17 protein-coding genes are annotated in these 18,321 nt (G+C 54.9%); 10 read left to right on the forward strand and 7 right to left on the reverse strand.

The window, feature by feature from the left end:
- Window positions 1-18: 18 nt before the first annotated feature.
- Entirely contained in the window at window positions 19-1,341 is a 1,323-nt protein-coding gene (locus VFO10_RS10550; RefSeq protein ID WP_325139804.1) for an aspartate kinase, read from the reverse strand.
- Window positions 1,342-1,541: 200 nt separating this feature from the next.
- Between VFO10_RS10550 and VFO10_RS10555 the strand changes: the two genes are divergently transcribed.
- Window positions 1,542-2,582 carry a transglutaminase domain-containing protein gene (locus tag VFO10_RS10555; protein WP_325139806.1) on the forward strand — a complete coding sequence of 347 codons (1,041 nt, stop codon included), beginning with the start codon at window positions 1,542-1,544 and terminating at the stop codon, window positions 2,580-2,582.
- Here VFO10_RS10555 and VFO10_RS10560 read toward each other — a convergent pair.
- Window positions 2,579-3,769, reverse strand: coding sequence for a matrixin family metalloprotease (locus VFO10_RS10560; RefSeq protein WP_325139808.1), 1,191 nt, complete (start codon window positions 3,767-3,769; stop codon window positions 2,579-2,581). The genes VFO10_RS10555 and VFO10_RS10560 overlap by 4 nt on opposite strands.
- 385 nt (window positions 3,770-4,154) lie before the next feature.
- Here VFO10_RS10560 and VFO10_RS10565 point away from each other — a divergent pair, with 385 nt between their 5' ends.
- The 7 genes from VFO10_RS10565 to VFO10_RS10595 all read left to right on the forward strand — a co-directional run bounded on the left by VFO10_RS10565 (window position 4,155) and on the right by VFO10_RS10595 (window position 11,839).
- Window positions 4,155-5,162 carry a S1 family peptidase gene (locus tag VFO10_RS10565; RefSeq protein WP_325139810.1) on the forward strand — a complete coding sequence of 336 codons (1,008 nt, stop codon included), beginning with the start codon at window positions 4,155-4,157 and terminating at the stop codon, window positions 5,160-5,162.
- 70 nt (window positions 5,163-5,232) lie between these two features.
- Window positions 5,233-6,132 (forward strand): nucleoside monophosphate kinase, encoded by a 900-nt coding sequence (locus VFO10_RS10570; protein ID WP_325139812.1) that lies wholly within the window; start codon window positions 5,233-5,235, stop codon window positions 6,130-6,132.
- A gap of 90 nt (window positions 6,133-6,222) precedes the next feature.
- Window positions 6,223-7,143, forward strand: coding sequence for a PHB depolymerase family esterase (locus tag VFO10_RS10575; RefSeq protein WP_325139814.1), 921 nt, complete (start codon window positions 6,223-6,225; stop codon window positions 7,141-7,143).
- A 108-nt stretch (window positions 7,144-7,251) separates the two neighbouring features.
- Window positions 7,252-7,788 carry a hypothetical protein gene (locus VFO10_RS10580; protein WP_325139816.1) on the forward strand — a complete coding sequence of 179 codons (537 nt, stop codon included), beginning with the start codon at window positions 7,252-7,254 and terminating at the stop codon, window positions 7,786-7,788.
- A 231-nt stretch (window positions 7,789-8,019) separates the two neighbouring features.
- Window positions 8,020-9,051, forward strand: coding sequence for a nicotinate-nucleotide--dimethylbenzimidazole phosphoribosyltransferase (locus tag VFO10_RS10585; protein ID WP_325139818.1), 1,032 nt, complete (start codon window positions 8,020-8,022; stop codon window positions 9,049-9,051).
- Between the two features lie 185 nt (window positions 9,052-9,236).
- Window positions 9,237-11,318, forward strand: coding sequence for a M3 family metallopeptidase (locus tag VFO10_RS10590; RefSeq protein ID WP_349259358.1), 2,082 nt, complete (start codon window positions 9,237-9,239; stop codon window positions 11,316-11,318).
- Between the two features lie 86 nt (window positions 11,319-11,404).
- Window positions 11,405-11,839 (forward strand): hypothetical protein, encoded by a 435-nt coding sequence (locus VFO10_RS10595; RefSeq protein ID WP_325139821.1) that lies wholly within the window; start codon window positions 11,405-11,407, stop codon window positions 11,837-11,839.
- A 9-nt stretch (window positions 11,840-11,848) separates the two neighbouring features.
- On the opposite strand, the gene VFO10_RS10600 is transcribed toward VFO10_RS10595, so the two are convergent.
- Both VFO10_RS10600 and VFO10_RS10605 read right to left on the reverse strand, forming a co-directional pair.
- The gene (locus tag VFO10_RS10600; RefSeq protein WP_325139823.1) at window positions 11,849-12,535 is read right to left on the reverse strand and encodes a LysM domain-containing protein; all 687 of its coding nucleotides are present in this window, start codon (window positions 12,533-12,535) and stop codon (window positions 11,849-11,851) included.
- Between the two features lie 30 nt (window positions 12,536-12,565).
- On the reverse strand, window positions 12,566-13,378 hold the full coding sequence (locus tag VFO10_RS10605; protein ID WP_325139825.1) for a hypothetical protein: 813 nt from the start codon (window positions 13,376-13,378) through the stop codon (window positions 12,566-12,568).
- Between the two features lie 302 nt (window positions 13,379-13,680).
- Between VFO10_RS10605 and VFO10_RS10610 the strand changes: the two genes are divergently transcribed.
- Window positions 13,681-13,983 (forward strand): hypothetical protein, encoded by a 303-nt coding sequence (locus VFO10_RS10610; protein ID WP_325139827.1) that lies wholly within the window; start codon window positions 13,681-13,683, stop codon window positions 13,981-13,983.
- Here the strand turns inward: VFO10_RS10610 and VFO10_RS10615 are convergent.
- Window positions 13,976-14,584 (reverse strand): tRNA-uridine aminocarboxypropyltransferase, encoded by a 609-nt coding sequence (locus tag VFO10_RS10615; protein WP_325139829.1) that lies wholly within the window; start codon window positions 14,582-14,584, stop codon window positions 13,976-13,978. The genes VFO10_RS10610 and VFO10_RS10615 overlap by 8 nt on opposite strands.
- Window positions 14,585-14,928: 344 nt before the next feature.
- On the opposite strand from VFO10_RS10615, the gene VFO10_RS10620 reads away from it, so the two are divergent.
- Window positions 14,929-15,594: a hypothetical protein gene (locus tag VFO10_RS10620; RefSeq protein WP_325139831.1), complete on the forward strand. Its 666-nt coding sequence runs from the start codon at window positions 14,929-14,931 to the stop codon at window positions 15,592-15,594.
- Here VFO10_RS10620 and VFO10_RS10625 read toward each other — a convergent pair.
- Both VFO10_RS10625 and VFO10_RS10630 read right to left on the reverse strand, forming a co-directional pair.
- Window positions 15,577-16,500 carry an SGNH/GDSL hydrolase family protein gene (locus VFO10_RS10625; RefSeq protein WP_325139833.1) on the reverse strand — a complete coding sequence of 308 codons (924 nt, stop codon included), beginning with the start codon at window positions 16,498-16,500 and terminating at the stop codon, window positions 15,577-15,579. The two genes, VFO10_RS10620 and VFO10_RS10625, sit on opposite strands and share 18 nt — an antisense overlap.
- A gap of 213 nt (window positions 16,501-16,713) precedes the next feature.
- Window positions 16,714-18,189, reverse strand: coding sequence for a hypothetical protein (locus VFO10_RS10630; protein ID WP_325139835.1), 1,476 nt, complete (start codon window positions 18,187-18,189; stop codon window positions 16,714-16,716).
- Window positions 18,190-18,321 lie beyond the last annotated feature (132 nt).

An 18,321-nucleotide genomic window follows, 5' to 3' on the forward strand; every position in this document is an offset into this window, starting at 1 on the left:
TTCCGTTTCCGTTCGTCCTCAATTCGGCACGAAGACATCATAAAGAGCGCGCAGCGCTTTCTCATAATCATCCGGCATGACACCGACGATAATATTCAACTCGCTGGCCCCCTGATTGATCAGCCGCACGTTCACGCCGGCATCACGCAGAGCCACGAAAACCTTGGCCGCAATCCCGATGGTTTTGGCCATGCCTTCACCCACGACCGCAATCAAAGCGATCTGAGGCTCCAGATCCAGGCGATCAGGACGCAGGGTATTGCGAATTTCATCAAGGACCTGCTCGGTTTTGCCTTCAAGCTGCGAGGCTTCGACGATCACGCTCATACTGTCGATCGCGGAAGGGCAATGCTCGAAACTCACGCCATGACGATCGAGGACCCCGAAGAGACGGAAGGCGAAGCCGACCTCTTTATTCATCAGGTTCTTTTCGATGTTGATCATCACAAAGTTTTTCTTGCCGGCAATCCCCGCGATCTCGGTGGACTTATCCACTTCGGGACTCAGCTTGTTGACGATGCGCGTGCCGGGATGATCAGGCGCGTTGGTGTTTTTGATCGCAATGGGAATGCCCACTTCGCGGACGGGAGAGATGGCTTCGTCATGCAGCACGGTCGCGCCCATATAGGAAAGCTCGCGAATTTCAGCATAGGTGGCCTCTTCCATCGGCTTGGCATTATGCACGATCCGAGGATCCGCCATCAAAAGTCCGGACACATCGGTCCAGTTCTCATAAAGCTCCGCGTCCGCCGCGCGGGCCACGATAGCCCCGGAAATATCCGAGCCGCCGCGCGAGAAGGTCTTGACCTGACCCTGCGCATCGCGGCCGTAGAAACCAGGAACCACGTAACGCTTTTCCTTCTGAGAAAGACGCTCGCCCAGCATGCGGTAGGTATCCGGATGTACGCCGCCGTTGGCCGTCAGCAGTATGCAGTCCTGGGGATCAACGAATTCCGCGCCCAGGTATGCCGCCATCAGAAGACCGTTCAGATATTCACCGCGGGAGGCGACGTAATCCTTGCTCACCCCGCCCGTGATAGCATCGCGCAGCTGCTCCAGGTGCATCGTCATATTCGCTTTCACGCCGAGTTCACGCTCGATTTCCAAAAAGCGTTCGCTCACACGGGCGAACACGGGCGTGAAATCACTGCCGATGGAAGCACTCTGCTGGCAAAGATACAGAAGATCCGTAAGCTTGGCATCGCTTGGCACCCGTTTACCGGGGGCGGACGGCACCACGATCGTGCGGCGTTTGTCAGACTCAACGATCGCGCGGACTTTTTTGAATTGATTGGCATCTGCCAGACTTGTACCGCCAAACTTGCTTACTATGCGCGACATATCTTTCACCTTCGTTGATAGAGGCTTTCAGGGTGGAGGCGATTCTATTGAAGGCCTTGGGAATGGCAAGATTAAAGAGGGGAGCGCGATGAAACACGAAAGGAATGACGACGCGAGGGAATCCATCGTGAGCTTCATTCTGACCCGGTTGACCCAGGCTTTCTATGGATGCATGCTCCCTCTACAAAAAGGGAGAGTCTATGCTTGGAAATAAGATCGTAAATGCGTTGGTTTTGGGTTCCTTGGCTCTGGCCGTTCCGGCTCTCGCCAGGGCCGAGTCCGAGGACGATCAGCTCATTGAATTTCAATACAGGGTTCAGGTCCCCGCGATCAAAGCCAGCGATCTGCCGGTGCAGATCATGGTGCCTTTGCCTCCTTCGAACGATCAGCAGTCGATCATCAGCCGCAGCATCGATCTGAAGCCGGACCTCGCACGGAATCAGATCGAGATTCGCAAAGAAAGCAGCTATGGCAACGAATTCTGGGCCTGGACGATCGACAAGCCCCAAACCCTTCCAACGACCGTGACCTTCCGCTACAAGGTCCTGCGGCGCTTTCATAGCGTCGGACCCTGGCAGAAGGCTGAAAAGCTTGATTACAAAGTCGGCGAGACGGCTCCCTTCCAGCAGTTTTTGAAAGCGGATGAACGCGTGCCGATCGATGGGGAGCTGATCCTCAAACTGAAGCAGGAAATTCCCAAAAGTGCGGTCACGCCGGTTCAGAAGGCCAAGGCCATCTATGATTATGTCGTCGATAACATGGAATACAAAAAAGTGGGGACGGGCTGGGGCAACGGTGACACGTACTGGGCCTGCAGTCAGAAATATGGCAACTGCACCGACTTCCATGCGCTCGTCACCTCGATGGCCCGGGCCGAGGGCATTCCCGCTAAATTCGCGATCGGATTTCCCATCCCGGAAGGCAAGAGCGAGGGTGAAATCGCCGGCTATCATTGCTGGCTTGAACTTTATCTGCCGCAGCTCGCGTGGATGCCACTTGATGCTTCAGAAGCGAAGAAGAATTTGAAAAAGCGTGAATTTTTCTTTGGGCATCATCCTGCGGATCGCATCCTTTTCAGCGTCGGGCGTGATCTGAGACTGCCGGGCATGAAGGATAGGCCTTTGAACTTCTTTATCTATCCCTATGTGGAAAAAGAGGGGAAGGCGAGCAAGGATTTTGTGAAGACGGAATTCACATTCCGTCTTCTCAAGCAGGAGCCGATGAAGGCCAGCAATGATTAGATAGGATCAGCCGCCCGCAGAGGCGCTCCGTAGAGACTGCGGATCGCTTCAAAATCCCAGGCGGAAATGCTGGTCGTTCCCTGGCTGTAACCCATGATGCTGGGGTGCAGCGCCTTGTCGTTTTCATCCTTGCGGAATTCATGGCCGAGGCCCAGGAAATGGCCGATTTCATGAACGAGGGTCTCGCTTTCGCCGAAGATCAGCTGCTGACGCACGGGAGCATGATCGACGAAAAGGAAGATATCGCTGTCGATCAAAGCCTTGCTGGCCGTGTTCACAGACGATGCGGCCAGTCCAGCCACAAAGAAATCATCCGAACTTTCCGCCTTGAAGTTCCGAACCAGATGGATGCACTGCTGATTCAAATCAGAGAAGGGTGCATAGCTGGTGGCGAAGCTGAAAGCCAAAGGCGCAGGCACGAGGGAATTGATCGGAGTCTGGTCTTTGAACCAGGACTGAACGCTCTGTTCAATCGAGGCTTTTTCATTCGCATTGAAGGTACCGCAGGCCTGGAGTTTCATCGGCTCTTTCCAGGCGACTTTCGCGCTGCCATGAAGGAAGGAGTAACCTTCCGGAGCGAAGACCAAAGGTTCTTCCTTGGCATTCGATGCAAAGCTCAGGGTCAGAAGAGCGTTGCCTTGATTGGATGTGGGAAGGGTGAAGAGCACGCTGAAGGCGCTGCCGTCTTTTTTCAGACTGTAGTGCTGCACCTGAACGGGATAATCATTGAAGGTCTTGAGTTCAAGGACGCCGTCCTTGTCCACGAAGCCGAGTTTTTCACCCTCGGGATCGCTGCTTTCATAGGACCAGCTGGTCTCGGTCCGCTTCACGAATTTATAGTCGCTCAGCTTGAAGGCTTCGCGAATCTGATCCTCTTCGGATTCGGTGCTGTTGGCGTCTTCGACGTCATCCCAGTTCTTGGGGGGATCCTTCAGGGATTTTTCGACGAAGCCCGTATAACCGGATAGGGTGAAGTTCGCATAGCTCTCCACGTCCGCTACCTTCAGGAAGCTTTGCTTATTCTGGACAGAACCCTGAATCAAAATCAAAGGGTTGCCATGGACAAAGTATTCGACCTTTGTCGCGGGACCGGAAACGTCACGTTTTTTACTCTTTTTAGCGCCGCAGGCTGGCAGGGCCAGAAGGCTTAGAATGGCTGGAATGATGGCAAGTTTGGTCAAATGCATGTTGGATTTCCTTTGCGATAAAGATCAAGCTGCAAGCCTTGACGTTTCCCCATCAGATTTATTGCAAAAAATCAGATCTATCACTATTGGCGTGCCAGGGAAGATAGACCATGACGCCGTCCGGCGTTGAACCCGGATTGTGGCCGAGGCCAGGACTTTCAGCAATCCTTCATCGAAATGGAATAAGGTAAAGCATGTGCAGAACATCATGTATCGCTTGCGCCGCAAAGTTTTGTGAACATTCGCCCTGATTGACAGCACAGATTGTGAACGCTAAAACTAAAAGGCATAAAGATTTCCCAGTTAAAATTGTTTCCATTTCAGGACAGCACGCACTCGCGGAGCGAGTGTCGCGGCATTCTCTCACCAGTAAGGAGTAAAGTGCATGAAGAGGCTTCTATGCTTAACGGCAAGTCTGGCATTCTGGGGCTGCGGAAACCAGGGCGCGAACGAAACCGAAAACACAGCGCTGCAATCCCTCACCCGCACTCAAGAGTCCAGCGTGGATGCTGTCACGCCACGCGTCATCAATGGTTCGATTCCCAAAGCAGGCAGCTACGAATCGGTGGCTCTTTTGCTTTCCGAAGCGGATGTTTCCGTCGCCGGCGCACCGGCCGCGCGCCGTCAGCTCAGTATCTGTACTGCGACTCTGATTTCGCCGACCGTTCTGCTCAGCGCCGCGCACTGCGTGAATGAGATGCTTCTGAAAACAGCCATCGAGAGAGCCACGGGTCCGGACGGCAAACCCTTGAATGCCAAGATCGTGGGTTCGGTGAAATTCCGCGTGGCCTTCGTCCCGAGCATCGGTGCCTTGACGGCCAAGCCTGAATTGGCTCTTGAAGTCAAACGCGTCGAAGAGCATGAGGACTTTGCTTTGACCAAGCGCCCCTGGGTGGCCTTCCAAAAAAATCCCGGCCGCTGGGATGATGTGTCGCTCGTTTATCTTGCCAGTCCTGTCACCGGCCGCCGCGTTCAAAAGCTTGCCACCGCCGATCAGATCAATGCTCAGGCCAGCAATCCTTCGCAGGGCCATCAGTTCGCTGGCTACGGACTTTCCGATGAAAAAGATCCGAAAAGCGCCGGCACCTTGATGGAAGGAACAGCCCGCCTGGGTGAAATCGGCGGCAACGAATTCACTGCCGGCGCCAATGATGACCAGGTTGCCTGTCATGGTGATTCGGGCGGACCCATCTTCCTCGATGGCACCGACGGCTATCAGATCGGGATTGCCTCACGCATCAACAAACAGGTCGGCCTCGGCGATCTGTGGGGCGGAATCAGCGGCAATGTCAAGGCTCCTTCCTGTGAACTGGGCCTTGTCTATACCCGCGTCGATGTTTACCTGGATTGGATTAAAAAGCGGGTTCCGGATTTGGGAAAAGCCGTCCTTTGATGATATAAGGTCAGGGGAAAACACGAGGGACCCGTTCAAGGGTCCTTTTTTTATGGCAGAGGAGGCCGTTATGAAACCTTGGGATGTGGGTTTGGAATCAGTCATTCGCGTGGAAAAGGTTTCACTGGTCGGCCCTGGCGTTCTCATTCTGACAGGTCCATCGAGCTGTGGCAAAGGGCAGGTGGCCAATGCCATATGCAAGCTCCTCTCGGTTGATCAGAAACATCACCTTTCGATGGGCGAGATTCTGCGCAGTTCCACGGCACTCTACCGCCAGGGCGAATTCCCCGCGCATCTGGAAGCGGACATCGAGGATTATTTTCGCTTGTCGATGGCAGGCATGGAACGGGAGAACGAGTCCCTCCGCAGTAAGGTCGTGCAGAACCTCGAAGGTCTTTCCTCTTACTTTAAAAAGGCCGTCGACCTCGATCAGCTGCGCGGCATGGATTGGCTGGAATACAGCACCTACAACGGGCTTTTGATTCCCAATCACTGGACCGAGATCCTGCTTGAGCATCACATAGATCAGCTGCTCGCTTCCAATCCCCGCAGCACGCTCATCCTCGATGGCTATCCGCGGACCATCGAAGCCGCACAGCATCTGATCGCCTATTTCAAGCGCGTGAACCTTCCCATCCTGAAGGTCATCCACCTCAGCATCAGCCGCGAAGAGATGCTGCGCCGGGCGACGATTCGCGGGCGTGAGGATGATTCGATCGCCGCCATCTATCGGCGCTTTGAATTCTATGTGGAGAAGGTGCATCCTTCGATCGACTATCTGAAAGAAGTCCTCGGCAGCGATAAGGTGGCTCTGGTCGATGCGCACCAGCCTGTCTATGAAACCAAAGGCAACGGCGAAAAAGAACTCGATGTGAAGAAAAGCATCCTGCGCATCTGTGTGAGCAGTCTAAGAGCCCTTGGTGTGCCGCGGATTGTGATCGCCGACCTGCTTGCGACCTACGAAATTTAAAAAAGATTCGGGAAGAACAGGTCATCTGCGTCTTGTGTGACGCTCTTGACTTGGATTTTCAAAAGGGGTGTAGTCGCATGTGGATGAACGATGCGAAAGGATCAACTCGTGAAAATGCTTCCCGTCCTGATTTTGACCTTAATGACTTTCGCGGCTTGCAGCACGGCACCCGATACGCAAGTCGCTCCCCCCGCTGCAGGTCTTGCGGATAACCAGCTTCCCGTGGGTGGAAGTCGCCCGGTCGACGTGAAGACTCCCGCAGGATTCAATCCCAAGTCGGGTCAGACCTATCCGCTCCTTCTTTTACTTCACGGCTATGGTTCGAGCGCCGCGCAGCAGGATCGCTATCTGGGCCTGAGCGAGGTCGCACTCAAGCGAGCTTACGTCTTTGCCGCTCCCAATGGAACGGTCTCAGGTTCCAGTCGCCGCTTTTGGAACGCGAGCGAGGCCTGCTGTAACTTTGAAGCGAATACCATTGATGATGTCGCTTATCTCAGGAAGTTGATTGAAGATATCACAGCCCGCTATGCGATCGATCCCAAACGCGTCTATGTCTTCGGTCACTCCAATGGCGCGTTCATGGCGTATCGTCTGGCCTGCGATGCCAGCCCCATCGTGACGGCCGTGGCCGGACTCGCTGGCAGTCTGCGTTCCGATCCGCAATCCTGCAAGCCCGAGCGTCCGGTTTCGGTTCTCGCCATCCATGGCACTGACGATCGCGTCGTATCGTATCGAGGCGGGCAGTTTTCCAAGGGCGGTGCGACCTATCCTTCGGCGGAAAAGACCATAGCCCGCTGGGCCGAGCTGAACGGCTGCCAGCCCCAGGCTGTGAGCAGCGCGCCCATGAAGCTTTTGCGCCTGACCCATAAGCCCGAGACGACAGCGCTTCGTTATTCCGGCTGCAAGGACCAGGCTCGTACCGAGCTTTGGAAAGTGGAGGGCGGCAGTCATATTCCGATCTTCACGGCCGATTTTGTGCCCAAGGTCCTGGATTTTTTTGAGGGCCGTTGATGTCACGCCCCAGCTCGCCGTTTCCTTCCACAAGGCCGACAATTTTGGAACTCGATTTGCATGCCCTCTGTGCCGGTATCGTCCCCGCGCCGGACAAGGAGGCACATCATGCAGAGCCCAAGCAGAACAGTTGTCGGTGTCACAGTTGTCGGTATCTTCCCTGATATTGCCGATGCCCGCAGAGCCACAGATGACCTGCATAGTCAGGGCATTTCCACAGCCCGCCTGGTCGAAAACGAGCTGGCTGTGACATTCACCGGAACTGCGGAGCGCGAAGGCGCCAGCAGCGGCGATCACGGTAAAGGCATCAAGGGATTCTTCGCCCGGCTCTTCGGATTGAATGATCATCGTTCCGATTGGAAGCTGAGTGAAGACACGGAATCCTATTTCAAGGATGCTTACGATAAAAAGCATCATCTCGTGATTATTGAAGACTGCAAAAACGTCAGCCTCTGCCGCGAAATCATTAAGGCTCACGGCGGCATCTCGGAAGAGCAGGGTGGACATCACTATCAGGCAGGCGCCCGTGCTCGCATCACAGGCGAAAACGCCACCGATTCAGGGTTCGGCGTGGATGTCGATCGCATGCCTTTCTCTCATACTCAGGAGCATCACAGCCGACCCGAGACCGATCGCGCGCTGTGATGGTCAGGAGCTGATTGCAGGTGAACGCAGCTCCTCTGAAAACCTTGGCAGCCCTGCAGTTACGCCTGGACCTTGAGCAGAAAACTTCGGAAGGATCCGTGTCTCTGCGGATCCTCACTGTCTCCTCCGCCCGACTCCAAGGCCTTGTCCCTACCCACCGACAGTTGATTTTGCAGTCCATCCGATGCGATAAGGGCTTGGGATTTCAATGGACAGCACATGAGGGCCTTTATGCTGGAAGATCTTGTGATCAATTTTAGCCAACAAAGCCGTGCAGCAGAGATTCAGCAGATGATACAAAACAAGCTGATGAATTTTGATCTGCCCGCTCATCTGCGGCAAGCAGCCATTAAAATCGCCCTGGTGCAGAATCGTGAGAAACCGTTTCTGACCCAACCCATGATTTATACCTTCTTTGGAGACCATGGCATTGCCGAAGCAGGACTCTGCAAACGCAGCAGCATGCCGCGCATCGAACTTGTGCGGCATTACCTGTCGGGAAGCAGCGCCCTCAATATTTTCAGTCGGCAGAATCGCATCGAACTGCGGCTGGTGGACTCTGGACTGGCCTTTGATTTGAATGATCCGAAGCTGATTCAACGCAAAATCGGCCAAGGCACGCGGAATTTTTCCCAGGACCAGGCCATGTCCCAGCTGCAGCTCGAACGCTGTCTGAAGAGCGGTCGTGATCTGATACGCACCCGCCGCAATCAGGCGAGCAACACGGTCGGCATCGGCATCCAGTCGGTCGGTTCGGAATTCGCGGCCCTGATGCTGCTCTGCCGCCTTGGGGGACTGGCGCCGGAAACCTGTCTGCAGGATCATCCGGCCTTCAGTCCCACGGATTTCCCCTGGATCTTGAAAAAATTCCGCAGCGTTTTGAACGCCAGCGGACCTGTGCAGAGTCCTTTGATCGAGCTGCAGAATTTCGGTGGCCTTGAAATGGCCACGGCCCTGGGCGCGATTCTTCAGGCCTGTCATCAGCGCTGCATTGTGCTGGTGGATGGCCTGGTCGGCAGTTGCCTCGCGTGGCTTGCGACGCTGCTTTTTCCCGCCTGCGCCCTGCCCATCATCATCGCCCAGAATAGTCCCAGCTTCGCCGACACTTTCCTTGCCGAGCAATTGAAGACGGAGCCCCTGACCCAGTTCAACAGCTATGTGAGCGATGGCAGCGGCATTGCCCTGAGTTTCCCCCTGATCCAGGCGGCGTGCAGTTTTCTGAATGAGAGCACGGCCTATGGTCTGCAGTCCGGAGCTTCGTAAAACCCCAAGCCACAGCACCATTCTAGCGCAATAAATAAGGATTGTTCCTGAGCCTGCTCGCGGCTACCTTGGGCGTCAGAAATCTGAAAGGAGTGTTGCCCATGGTCACGTTTTCCAAGTGCCTCAGCGCCGGCCTTCTGGCCCTGGTCCTGACGGCCTGTGCGTCAGACGGAGGAAACAAACGTATGACGGATTCCGCTTTGAGTGCTGAAGCCCAAAAAAATAACGCCCTGCTGGCCCCATGGTCTGGACCGCATGGCGGAGTTCCTCCCTTTGATCAGGTCAAGCTTGCCGATTTTAAACCGGCCTTGGAAGCCGGCATGGCACAAAAAAGAGCGGAAATCAAAGCCATCGCCGAGAATTCCGAGGCCCCGACGTTTGAAAATACGGTCGCCGCTTTGGAAGACAGCGGCCGCACCCTGGATCGCGCGATGACCATCTATTCGATCTGGGCCGGGACGATGAGCAGCCCGGAATTTCAGGCTATTGAAAAGGAAACGTCAGCACCCCTGGCTGCATTTGAAGATGAGATCATTCAAAACGAGAAACTTTTCAAACGTCTGGAAACCGTCTATCAATCCCCTGCATACAAAACGCTGACGCCCGAGCAGCAGCGTTTGACCTGGAAATATTATACCGACTGGACCAGGGCCGGTGCCAAACTCAATGCCAAAGACAAGCAGCGGCTCAGCGCGATCAATCAAAAGCTGGCCGATGTCTTCACAAGCTTCCGCCAGAACCTCCTGGCTGATGAATCCACTTTTATCCTGCTCGAAAGCGAAAAAGATCTGGCCGGCCTTCCCGAGGCTCTCGTCAAATCCGCCGCCGCCGATGCCGCCACCCGCGGCGCGAAAGGCAAGTGGGCCATCAGCAACACGCGATCGTCGGTCGATCCTTTCCTGACCTATTCCAGTCGCGCCGACCTTCGCGAAAAAGTCTGGCGGGCCTTCGTCAATCGCGGGGATAACGGTGACACGCATGACAACAACCGTTTGATTACCGAGATCCTGCAGCTGCGTGCGGAAAGGGCCAAACTCCTCGGCTATGAAACGCATGCGCACTGGCGTTTGGAAAATGCCATGGCCCGCACTCCCGATGCCGCGATGGCTTTGATGGTGGAAGTCTGGAAACCCGCCGTCGCACGCGTGCAGGAAGAGGTGAAGGACATGCTGCCTCTTGCGACCCGTGAAGAAGGCAAAAAGGCGATCGAGCCCTGGGATTACCGCTACTATGCGGAAAAAGTGCGGAAGCAAAAGTACGATCTGACGGAAAATGAAGTGAAGCCTTATTTCCAGCTGGAATCCTTGCGTGAAGGCATGTTCTGGGTGGCGGGCGAGCTGTTGAATTTTGCCTTTACCCCGGTCACGGGTTTGCCCGTGGTGCATCCCGATGTTCGCGTCTGGGAGGTGAAGGACAAAACCAGCGGCCGTTCGATCGGGCTTTGGTACTTTGATCCTTATGCTCGTCAGGGCAAGCGCTCGGGAGCCTGGATGAATGCCTATCGGAACCAGGAACGATTCCGCGGTGAGGTCACCACGATCGTTTCCAATAATTCCAACTTCATCCAAGGCGCTCCCGGCGAGCCGGTCTTGATCAGTCTCAGTGATGCGCGGACTCTCTTCCACGAATTCGGTCATGCCCTGCATGGTCTGGCCTCGAACGTCACCTATCCCGGGCTTGCTGGTACAGCTGTGCCGCGTGATTACGTGGAATTTCCTTCGCAGCTTTTGGAAGAGTGGCTTTTGACTCCCGAAGTTCTGAGCCGCTTCGCTTTGCATTATCAGACCAAAAAGCCGATGCCCCAGTCACTGGTCGCGAAGATCGACAAGGCTTCGAAGTTCAACCAGGGCTTTGAAACCGTCGAGTATCTGTCCAGTGCGCTGGTCGATATGAAATTCCACCTGAAGAAGGCCGATAGCATCAACCCGGATGCCTTCGAACGCGAGACCCTGGCCGAACTCGGCATGCCGAAGGAAATCGTCATGCGCCACCGCTCGCCGCAGTTCGCGCACATCTTTGCCAGCGATGGCTATTCAGCCGGATATTACAGCTATCTGTGGTCGGATACCCTGAGCGCCTCGGCCTATGAAGCGTTTCTGGAAGGAAAGGGGCCCTATGATAAAACCGTGGCGCAGCGCCTCGTCAAGCATGTTCTTTCCGTCGGCAACTCGGTGGATCCTGCCGAAGGATTCCGGGCGTTCCGCGGCAAGGCACCTGGCAGTGAAGCCCTGATGCGTAAACGCGGTTTCCCCTTGAGTAAGAAGTAAAATGTCAAAGTCATGGCCTGCCCCCAGGGGGATTGGCACGAAATCTGAACCGGAGACTTTCGGTTGATCAAACCAGGAGACAGGTCATGACCCAGGATCGCCTTCGTATTCGCAATGTCCAGGTCCTTTCAAGCGACTACTACACGCTGCGGAAAACCACCTTCGATTTTCTCCGCAGCGATGGTACCTGGCAAACCATGAGCCGCGAGAGCTACGATCGTGGCAACGGCGCCGCGATTCTGCTCTATAATCGCCGCAAAAAGACCGTTATTCTTACAAGGCAGTTCCGCTATCCCGCCTTTGGGAATGGCAGTGATGGCTTTCTGATTGAAGTCTGTGCCGGGGTTCTGGATGAAAACGATCCCGAGGGCGGCGGCAAGCATGGCGAAGGCGAGGATATCGAGGTGCTGGAAATGCCGCTGGCCGAGGCCCTGCAGAAGATCCGAACCCGCGAGATTATGGATGGCAAGACCATCATGCTCCTGCAGCACCTCGAACTGTCCGGACGTATGAAGGACTGAGCCCAGCCGTTACTGATGCTGGCTGATGACCTGGGAATCTCTGATGTAAAAAAGGATCTCCTTGGGATAAATGAGAGAACCATTTCCCAGATGATTCAGATGAGCCAGTTCCATCCAGCGGCCCGGGGTGCCGTAAATCTTTTTTGAAATCGTCCCGAGCGTGTCACCCGGTACGACTTCATAGGTGTTCATCGCACTGCCGACGGGACTGCCCACGGGAACAAGGCTTCTGGCCTGGAGTCCAACTGTGGCTTGAAATGAAGGAGCGTCGAGACTTCCTGCCTCCACTCCAAATTGCGAACGGGCAAAGAGCGGTTTTCTCCTCTCGACGTTTTTGGCTTCCCGCGTATTCCGCGGCGCAAAATATTCGCGCTGCAAAAGTTCCGGCACGAAGACCTGAGTTTGACCGAGCGCCCAATTCTTTTGATCCAGGGGCAGGTGCATGCCTTTTTCCATGTCTTCAAGCGAGGATCCTCGTGCGGCCAAAAGCTGAGCATCATTCTCCTTCATGGCCAGCAAGGCTTCCTCGGAAGCCTGTCGGGGCGAAGGCAGGCTGTCTTCCGGTGCCGCATCCCAGAATGTGAGGCGCGTGGTTGCGCAGTCATCATCCAGGATGGTTTTTTGAATCGACTGACAGCCGATGGCTCCCGAAAAAAGACCGATTAGGACAAGGAACGAAAAGCCGGGTTTTCGCACGAATGATCCTCCACGAATATTTTTAAAACGTCATGGTGTACACTGAATACGGGCTGACTTGTTTTTCAAGAGCGCCTCGCTGCAATGAGAAGCGCTGACTCCTTTGATGCTCAGACCCGGAGAGTGGCCGCTCATTTCAATACGACTGCTTCCCAGCGAAGCCTCACTGATTTGAATGTCACCCTTCGATTCATCCCCTGCTGCAAGGTAGACGAGCTTTTTCACATCACTGGCGGTGGTGAACTGCGCGAAGCTCTCATGACCACGCATGACAAAGCAAATCCCGGCCAGAGGATGACCGGCACCCAGGTTCAGGCTCAGCTGCGATTGACGACCAGTCAGGCGAACGGCGATGGCCGTGTCGGGACCGATATTCAGAGAGGTTAAAGCCTCGCCGGCACTGATCACCCGGATGCGGGTGGCAAAGCCTTTCAGATGACGACCACAGGCTGCGGCTATGCCAGCGGCATCGTCCGCTACGACAGCAGTTTTCACGGGCCTGGATGGTTCAGGGCGCGCGGTCCTGCCTTTGTCTTCTTCCATTGCAACGCTGTCATCTTCGGCTTCATCGTCCGCGGTCTCGGCATCGTCCGAGCCCATGCTCTCCTCATCAGTCATACTGGAATAACCAAGGGAACGAACCTGAGCCCCGGCCTCTGACTCTGCTTCTTCGTCATTGATAATAAACTCGCTGCCTCTAGGACCTTCTTCACCGACTTCGGAAACGGTCAGAATAATGGGTGTAAGTCCTTGCTCTATGAAGGCAGGCGGTTCATTCTGACAAGCAGTAAGACTGATCGGGATAAAGGCATAGAAGGCGAGACGACGCATGTTGCGATGCATGCAGATCCTTTCTTCATCTAACGATGAAATTTTTGTGTCTTAAAAGTAAAGATCGGCACATCTTTGCAGGTAAAAAATAATCATCAAATCCTCTGGGATTTACGGGCTCTAGCCTGGTCATTAAAGATCGGCAAACGTCGGGAAACGAAGGCGTCTCAGGCGATTCCCGCCTTTTGCCCGCTTTTTCTGTGTAAATCGTGATCTTAGGGCAGATCTCGTTGAGAGCTGCGGGTATTCCCGGCACTCAGGGGACGAGTGTGCTATGCTCAGTCGGAACCAGGAAAGAAAAGGCGGATTGTTCCATGCCAGTCTATGATGTTGCTTGCTCCTTATGCGGATATGCCGGTACAGCCACGATCAAAATCAATGATCTATCCAGCTGGGATGCCGAGGCTCTTTGTCCCAACTGCAAAAAAGGTGATTCCAGTTTTCGGCGTATCATCAAGTCAGCGCCGGCCACGACCGGATCGGCCGCTCATAAGGCTGAGTTCAAATCCAGCGATCGCGATGATATGCGGCATAAGGAATTTCAGAGACGTAATCCGGATCAGGTTGCGGCCGCGATCGAAAGCGTCCGCAAAGGGGAAAACGAGGGTTTCACGTGATGCCCTTGGCATTCACCTCGAAATCTATCTGCTTTTGAACCATATCTCGGAAAACATGCAGAAGCCGATGATGCTCCCCCGATGGGTGAGTTCCCATCAGCTCGATGATGTGATGAATCGTTTCAATGGTGGAAAAGCAGTCGATGTGCGGCTGCTTGCGAATGATAAACTCCGAAGGCTTCGGCGGATGGAACATGACCTGGGGCAAAGCCTGAAGGCACCGGCTCTTTCTATACATCGACCCGGCCATGCTCCAGGTGGCATCCAGGATAATGAAAACGTCCTCCTGCGCCGCGGATGACTCGGGTTTCTGCCAGGTGGCGATGTCCTGGGCCATGGGGCCGGGGAAGAGCAGAAAGCAGCGTTTTCCCGGATCTTTCAGGAGTTTTTGCAGGGGCTCGTGATCATCGAAGCTGCTGTCGGTCATGAGCCTCGCGTTTTTCAGGTGAAGAAAGGCCATGCGGCCCGTATTGATGGCTTTGCGCGACTCCTTGGGATGCAAAAGAATAACGAACTGCGGCTGGCTACTGAAAGGCTCGATGTCCTTGCAATAGCACATGATTTCCGCCTTGCGGCAGGTCAGGCAAAGAAGTCGCGACATGGTCCAGCCCTTCTATCGAACAGGAAAAAGCTCACAGTGGCCGGGAAATATACTGTATTTGCCCGCCCAGGTGAAGCCAAGGATCCGCTTCGGTAGGACGCGCCCTTAAAAGTCAGTTTGACATAAAGCCTTGCCCAGAAGCCTGTGCTAGAGAATTTCTGGACACTTTGCGTAAAGGCTTCACGCTTTGCTTCTTCGCCTGCCTCATCGCTACTTTATGTGCCCCTGGACCAATCCATTGGTTGCGGGGGAAGAGTCGTTACAGCGGTGTTCACGCTCACTCTTCTGAAGAATCAGGTCCAGGGGAAAATTTCCAAAGGGCACTTCAACGTCCGGAGATTTCCATGGAATCACGTGATCCGATCCATCTTGATCCTATGATTCAGCAGCTGCGCACTCATATTTTAAACCTCTGGCCCTGCCAGTCCCTGCAGCTCAACCTTCATCCCATGCTGGCTCTTAAAGAACTCTACGCGCATTCCTGCAGCCCCCGGCATGTCAGTGAAGAGGAGCATCGTCATAACCTTGTCGCGCCTGATCGCATTCTGCGGCGGCAGATGGCGGATTCCATCACCCCTTTTCTGAAAACACTCGCAAAAAATCCGCCTGAAGACCTGCTTCTCGTCTGTCCTGGTCTCGTTTATCCGCATGATGCCGCCGGTCTCCTGCAGCCGCGCAATGAAATCGCCCTATGGCGTCTGACGGCTCAGAACATTCCCCTCAGCTCACTCGATGATCTTCGGGAAGCAGCTGCAGGCATTCTGCCTCGCGGCATGCGCCTTCGCACTCGTCGCACGAGCCAGCCTTATCTGGTTTATAGCCAGGGTCTTGAAGCCTACTGCGGCGGGTGGAGATGGATCGGGCACTGTGGACTGCTCAATCCCATGCTGCTGATCGAATGCGGTTTCGATCCGGTCACCACGGAGGGACTGGCTTTAAGCCTGGACCTGGATCGTTGCCTCGCGCTTCGGGATAAATGGGACGAAATCTGCTTAAGGCGTCGATCCTGAAGCCTCTATCATCTGGGGAGCCAGCGTCGCGGCGAGTTTTTTATGCCCATCGACGCCCGGATGAAAGCAGTCAGCGGCAAGGAGGGACTTGTCGATGGTCAGGTCCTTCGGCAGGCTGATGAATTTCATGCGAGTGTCCTTGTCCTTGGATTCGGTGACCAGTTTTTTGAGCCCCTCATTATAGTCCTGAAGAATAGCGCCCGCATTGTCCGCATAAATGCGGTCGCAGTAAAGCCTTTGCACGCTTTCGCAGGTCACCTGGCCCAAGAGGGGTTCGGCTCCAAGTTTTTTAAGCTGATCGATCGGAGGAACGGCGGCCATAAATAATTGAGCCTTGGGAAATTCAGCTTTCAAAAGTTTCAGCGCGCCCGCTGTCGCTTTTAGAAAGTCATCCGGGCTTTTGCCCTGACAAAAATCGTTGCTGCCGAGCATCAGAAGGATGACCTGCTCCGCCTCTTTCTTGCTGGCGCTTTTCATCCGCTGAACAAAAGGCGCTGTGACTTGACTCATCATGCGCCCAGGTGCGGACTCATTATTCAGAGTCAGGTTCGCGGGAGACAGCCCTTTTTGAGCGAGAAGCTGGGCTCGAAGGCTCCAGCTCCCGTCACCTTCTGGATAGGCCGCCTGGGGATTCAGCGTGGCGTTCAAAAACTCGCCGATATCCCGGGTAAGAACAGCCCCGACGATACCTGCGATCAGCTCCGGCGATGGCGAGCCGAGCCTGGTTCCCGCCAGAGCGCCTGCAGAAATACTGTCGCCTATGATGGTCAGCTGAAGGCTCTTCGGAGTCGACGGACTGGTCTTTTCTATACGCTTTTTCACGTCAGCGCTGGAAGGCAGCGCAGGCGCCTTGTGAGAAGCGAGAACCACAGCGCAGGCCATCAGCTGTTTCATTCGAATCGGCATGGCAAACCCCCATGAAGGTGAACAACAGCAGGCCATCGTTTGTAACATCAGGAGGGTCGTGGAAGCAATGAGCTAAGGACAGCAAAAGGCCAGGACAGCAAAAAGCCAGGACAGCAAAAAGCCAGGACAGGATGCCCTGGCTCTTCATGCACTCTCACATTCGTTTTTCAGAGCTGGTGCGGGTGGACCGGTGATCATGCCGGCCCGCTTTCTTCAGAGACCCCGCTGCAGGGTGATCGCGCCCCAGGTGTTGAACTGCCCCGCGGAGCTGGCATTTTTCGCCGAAAACTCCAGGGTTTGCGTGCTGTCCACGGCCGCCGTCGGATCGAGCTTATAGATGGTTCCTACGAGGCCGCTGCCGTCTGGATCCAAAAGATTATAGGTGAGCGTCCAGGTTCCATCTGCATTCACGGTCAGATCCGAACTCTTGATCGCGCCTGGATTCGCGCTATCGTAGTTGCCTCCCTTCATGATGGTCCAGGCATTGTCATCATCCGGCATGACACTGATGGCCAGCGGTTTGCCGCTCGGATCCTCGATTACGGTCAGCCAGCCATTCACATAGTTGCAGTCATCAACCGTAGGCGTGCAGGTCAGGCTTCCCTGGGCCGGCACGGCGTCGGTCATGCTCTTATCTTTGATCGCACGCAGACCATAACGGTAGCCACGGATGCCGCCCGGCTGTCCGACGAAGACGAAGGTGGAATCTTCAAAGACGGTCGAGAAAAAGTAGGCCTTATTCCCGGGCAGTCCGGGCATCGGGTTCGGACCCTGGGATGTTTCTCCATCAAAAAAGCGAAGCATGCGGCCCTGGTCGATCACCATCGTCAGCTTCGGAGATTCTCCATCGGCTGTGATGCTGATCGTCGAGCCGATGGGATAGGTCTTGGAAAAGCTGGCATTCGTGCTCTTGCCCTCTTTCGACCAATAGATGGTCGCGGCTGTTGCGCCGGTGGATGGATAATCAGCCTTGGTAAAGCTGCCGGCCGCGTCCAAATCCTGACCGCTTTTGGTGCAGAACGTCGTCGCACCATACGAGAATTTTCCAGACACGCAGCCTCTTGCCTCGCCCTTATTCAGATACTCCACAGTCAGCTGATCAAAGTCACCTTCCTGATCCACCTCCATCACACCAAACGGAGGGGTTTCCCCTTCCTTGAGAGGCGGACAGGCCATGGATTTCGTGCCATCTTCCGCGGTGACTTCTTCCTGCTGGATCAGCTCGCCATTGCCATTCACCCCGCATTTGCAGGTCTGGCCCTCGGGCGGATCTATGACCGTTCCGTCCTGCTTAATGCATTCGATCCGCGTGAAGAAGCTGGAGACATCCACGCTGGATCCTTTGATATCGATCGCTTTGCCCTCGGGATCGCTGAAAATCGGCAGGTTTTTGCTGTTATCGGCCTTGGAAAGAGTCATTTTGGTGATCAGGACTTTCATGGAATCCGGCGTTCCCGCTGCGATATGGCCGTTCGTATAGTTGGAAAAGTTGACCGGATCCACAAGGCGGCTGCGAAGACCTGCTCCCGCGCCGGCAACATCACCCGCGGCCACCAGCGATATCCGTAACGTGCCGGTCGCCGTTTCTTTGGAGTCGCTGGTCGTGGAATCGTCTTTCTTGCAGGCTCCTGTTAAAAGGCCGCAAAGCAGGGACGAGGCAAGGAACGTTTGTTTCAAAGTGATTCGCATGGGCAGCTCCCGAGAGGATTTCGATTTACGAAAGTTGTCGGCAGGAATCTGCAAATATGAAGGCGAATGGGAGTGAGGGATTTGGCTTTCCTGAAAAAAAATCCGAGAGGTCCAGTCATAACCCAATGATAT

Source organism: Oligoflexus sp. (assembly GCF_035712445.1).
Lineage (GTDB): Bacteria > Bdellovibrionota_B > Oligoflexia > Oligoflexales > Oligoflexaceae > Oligoflexus.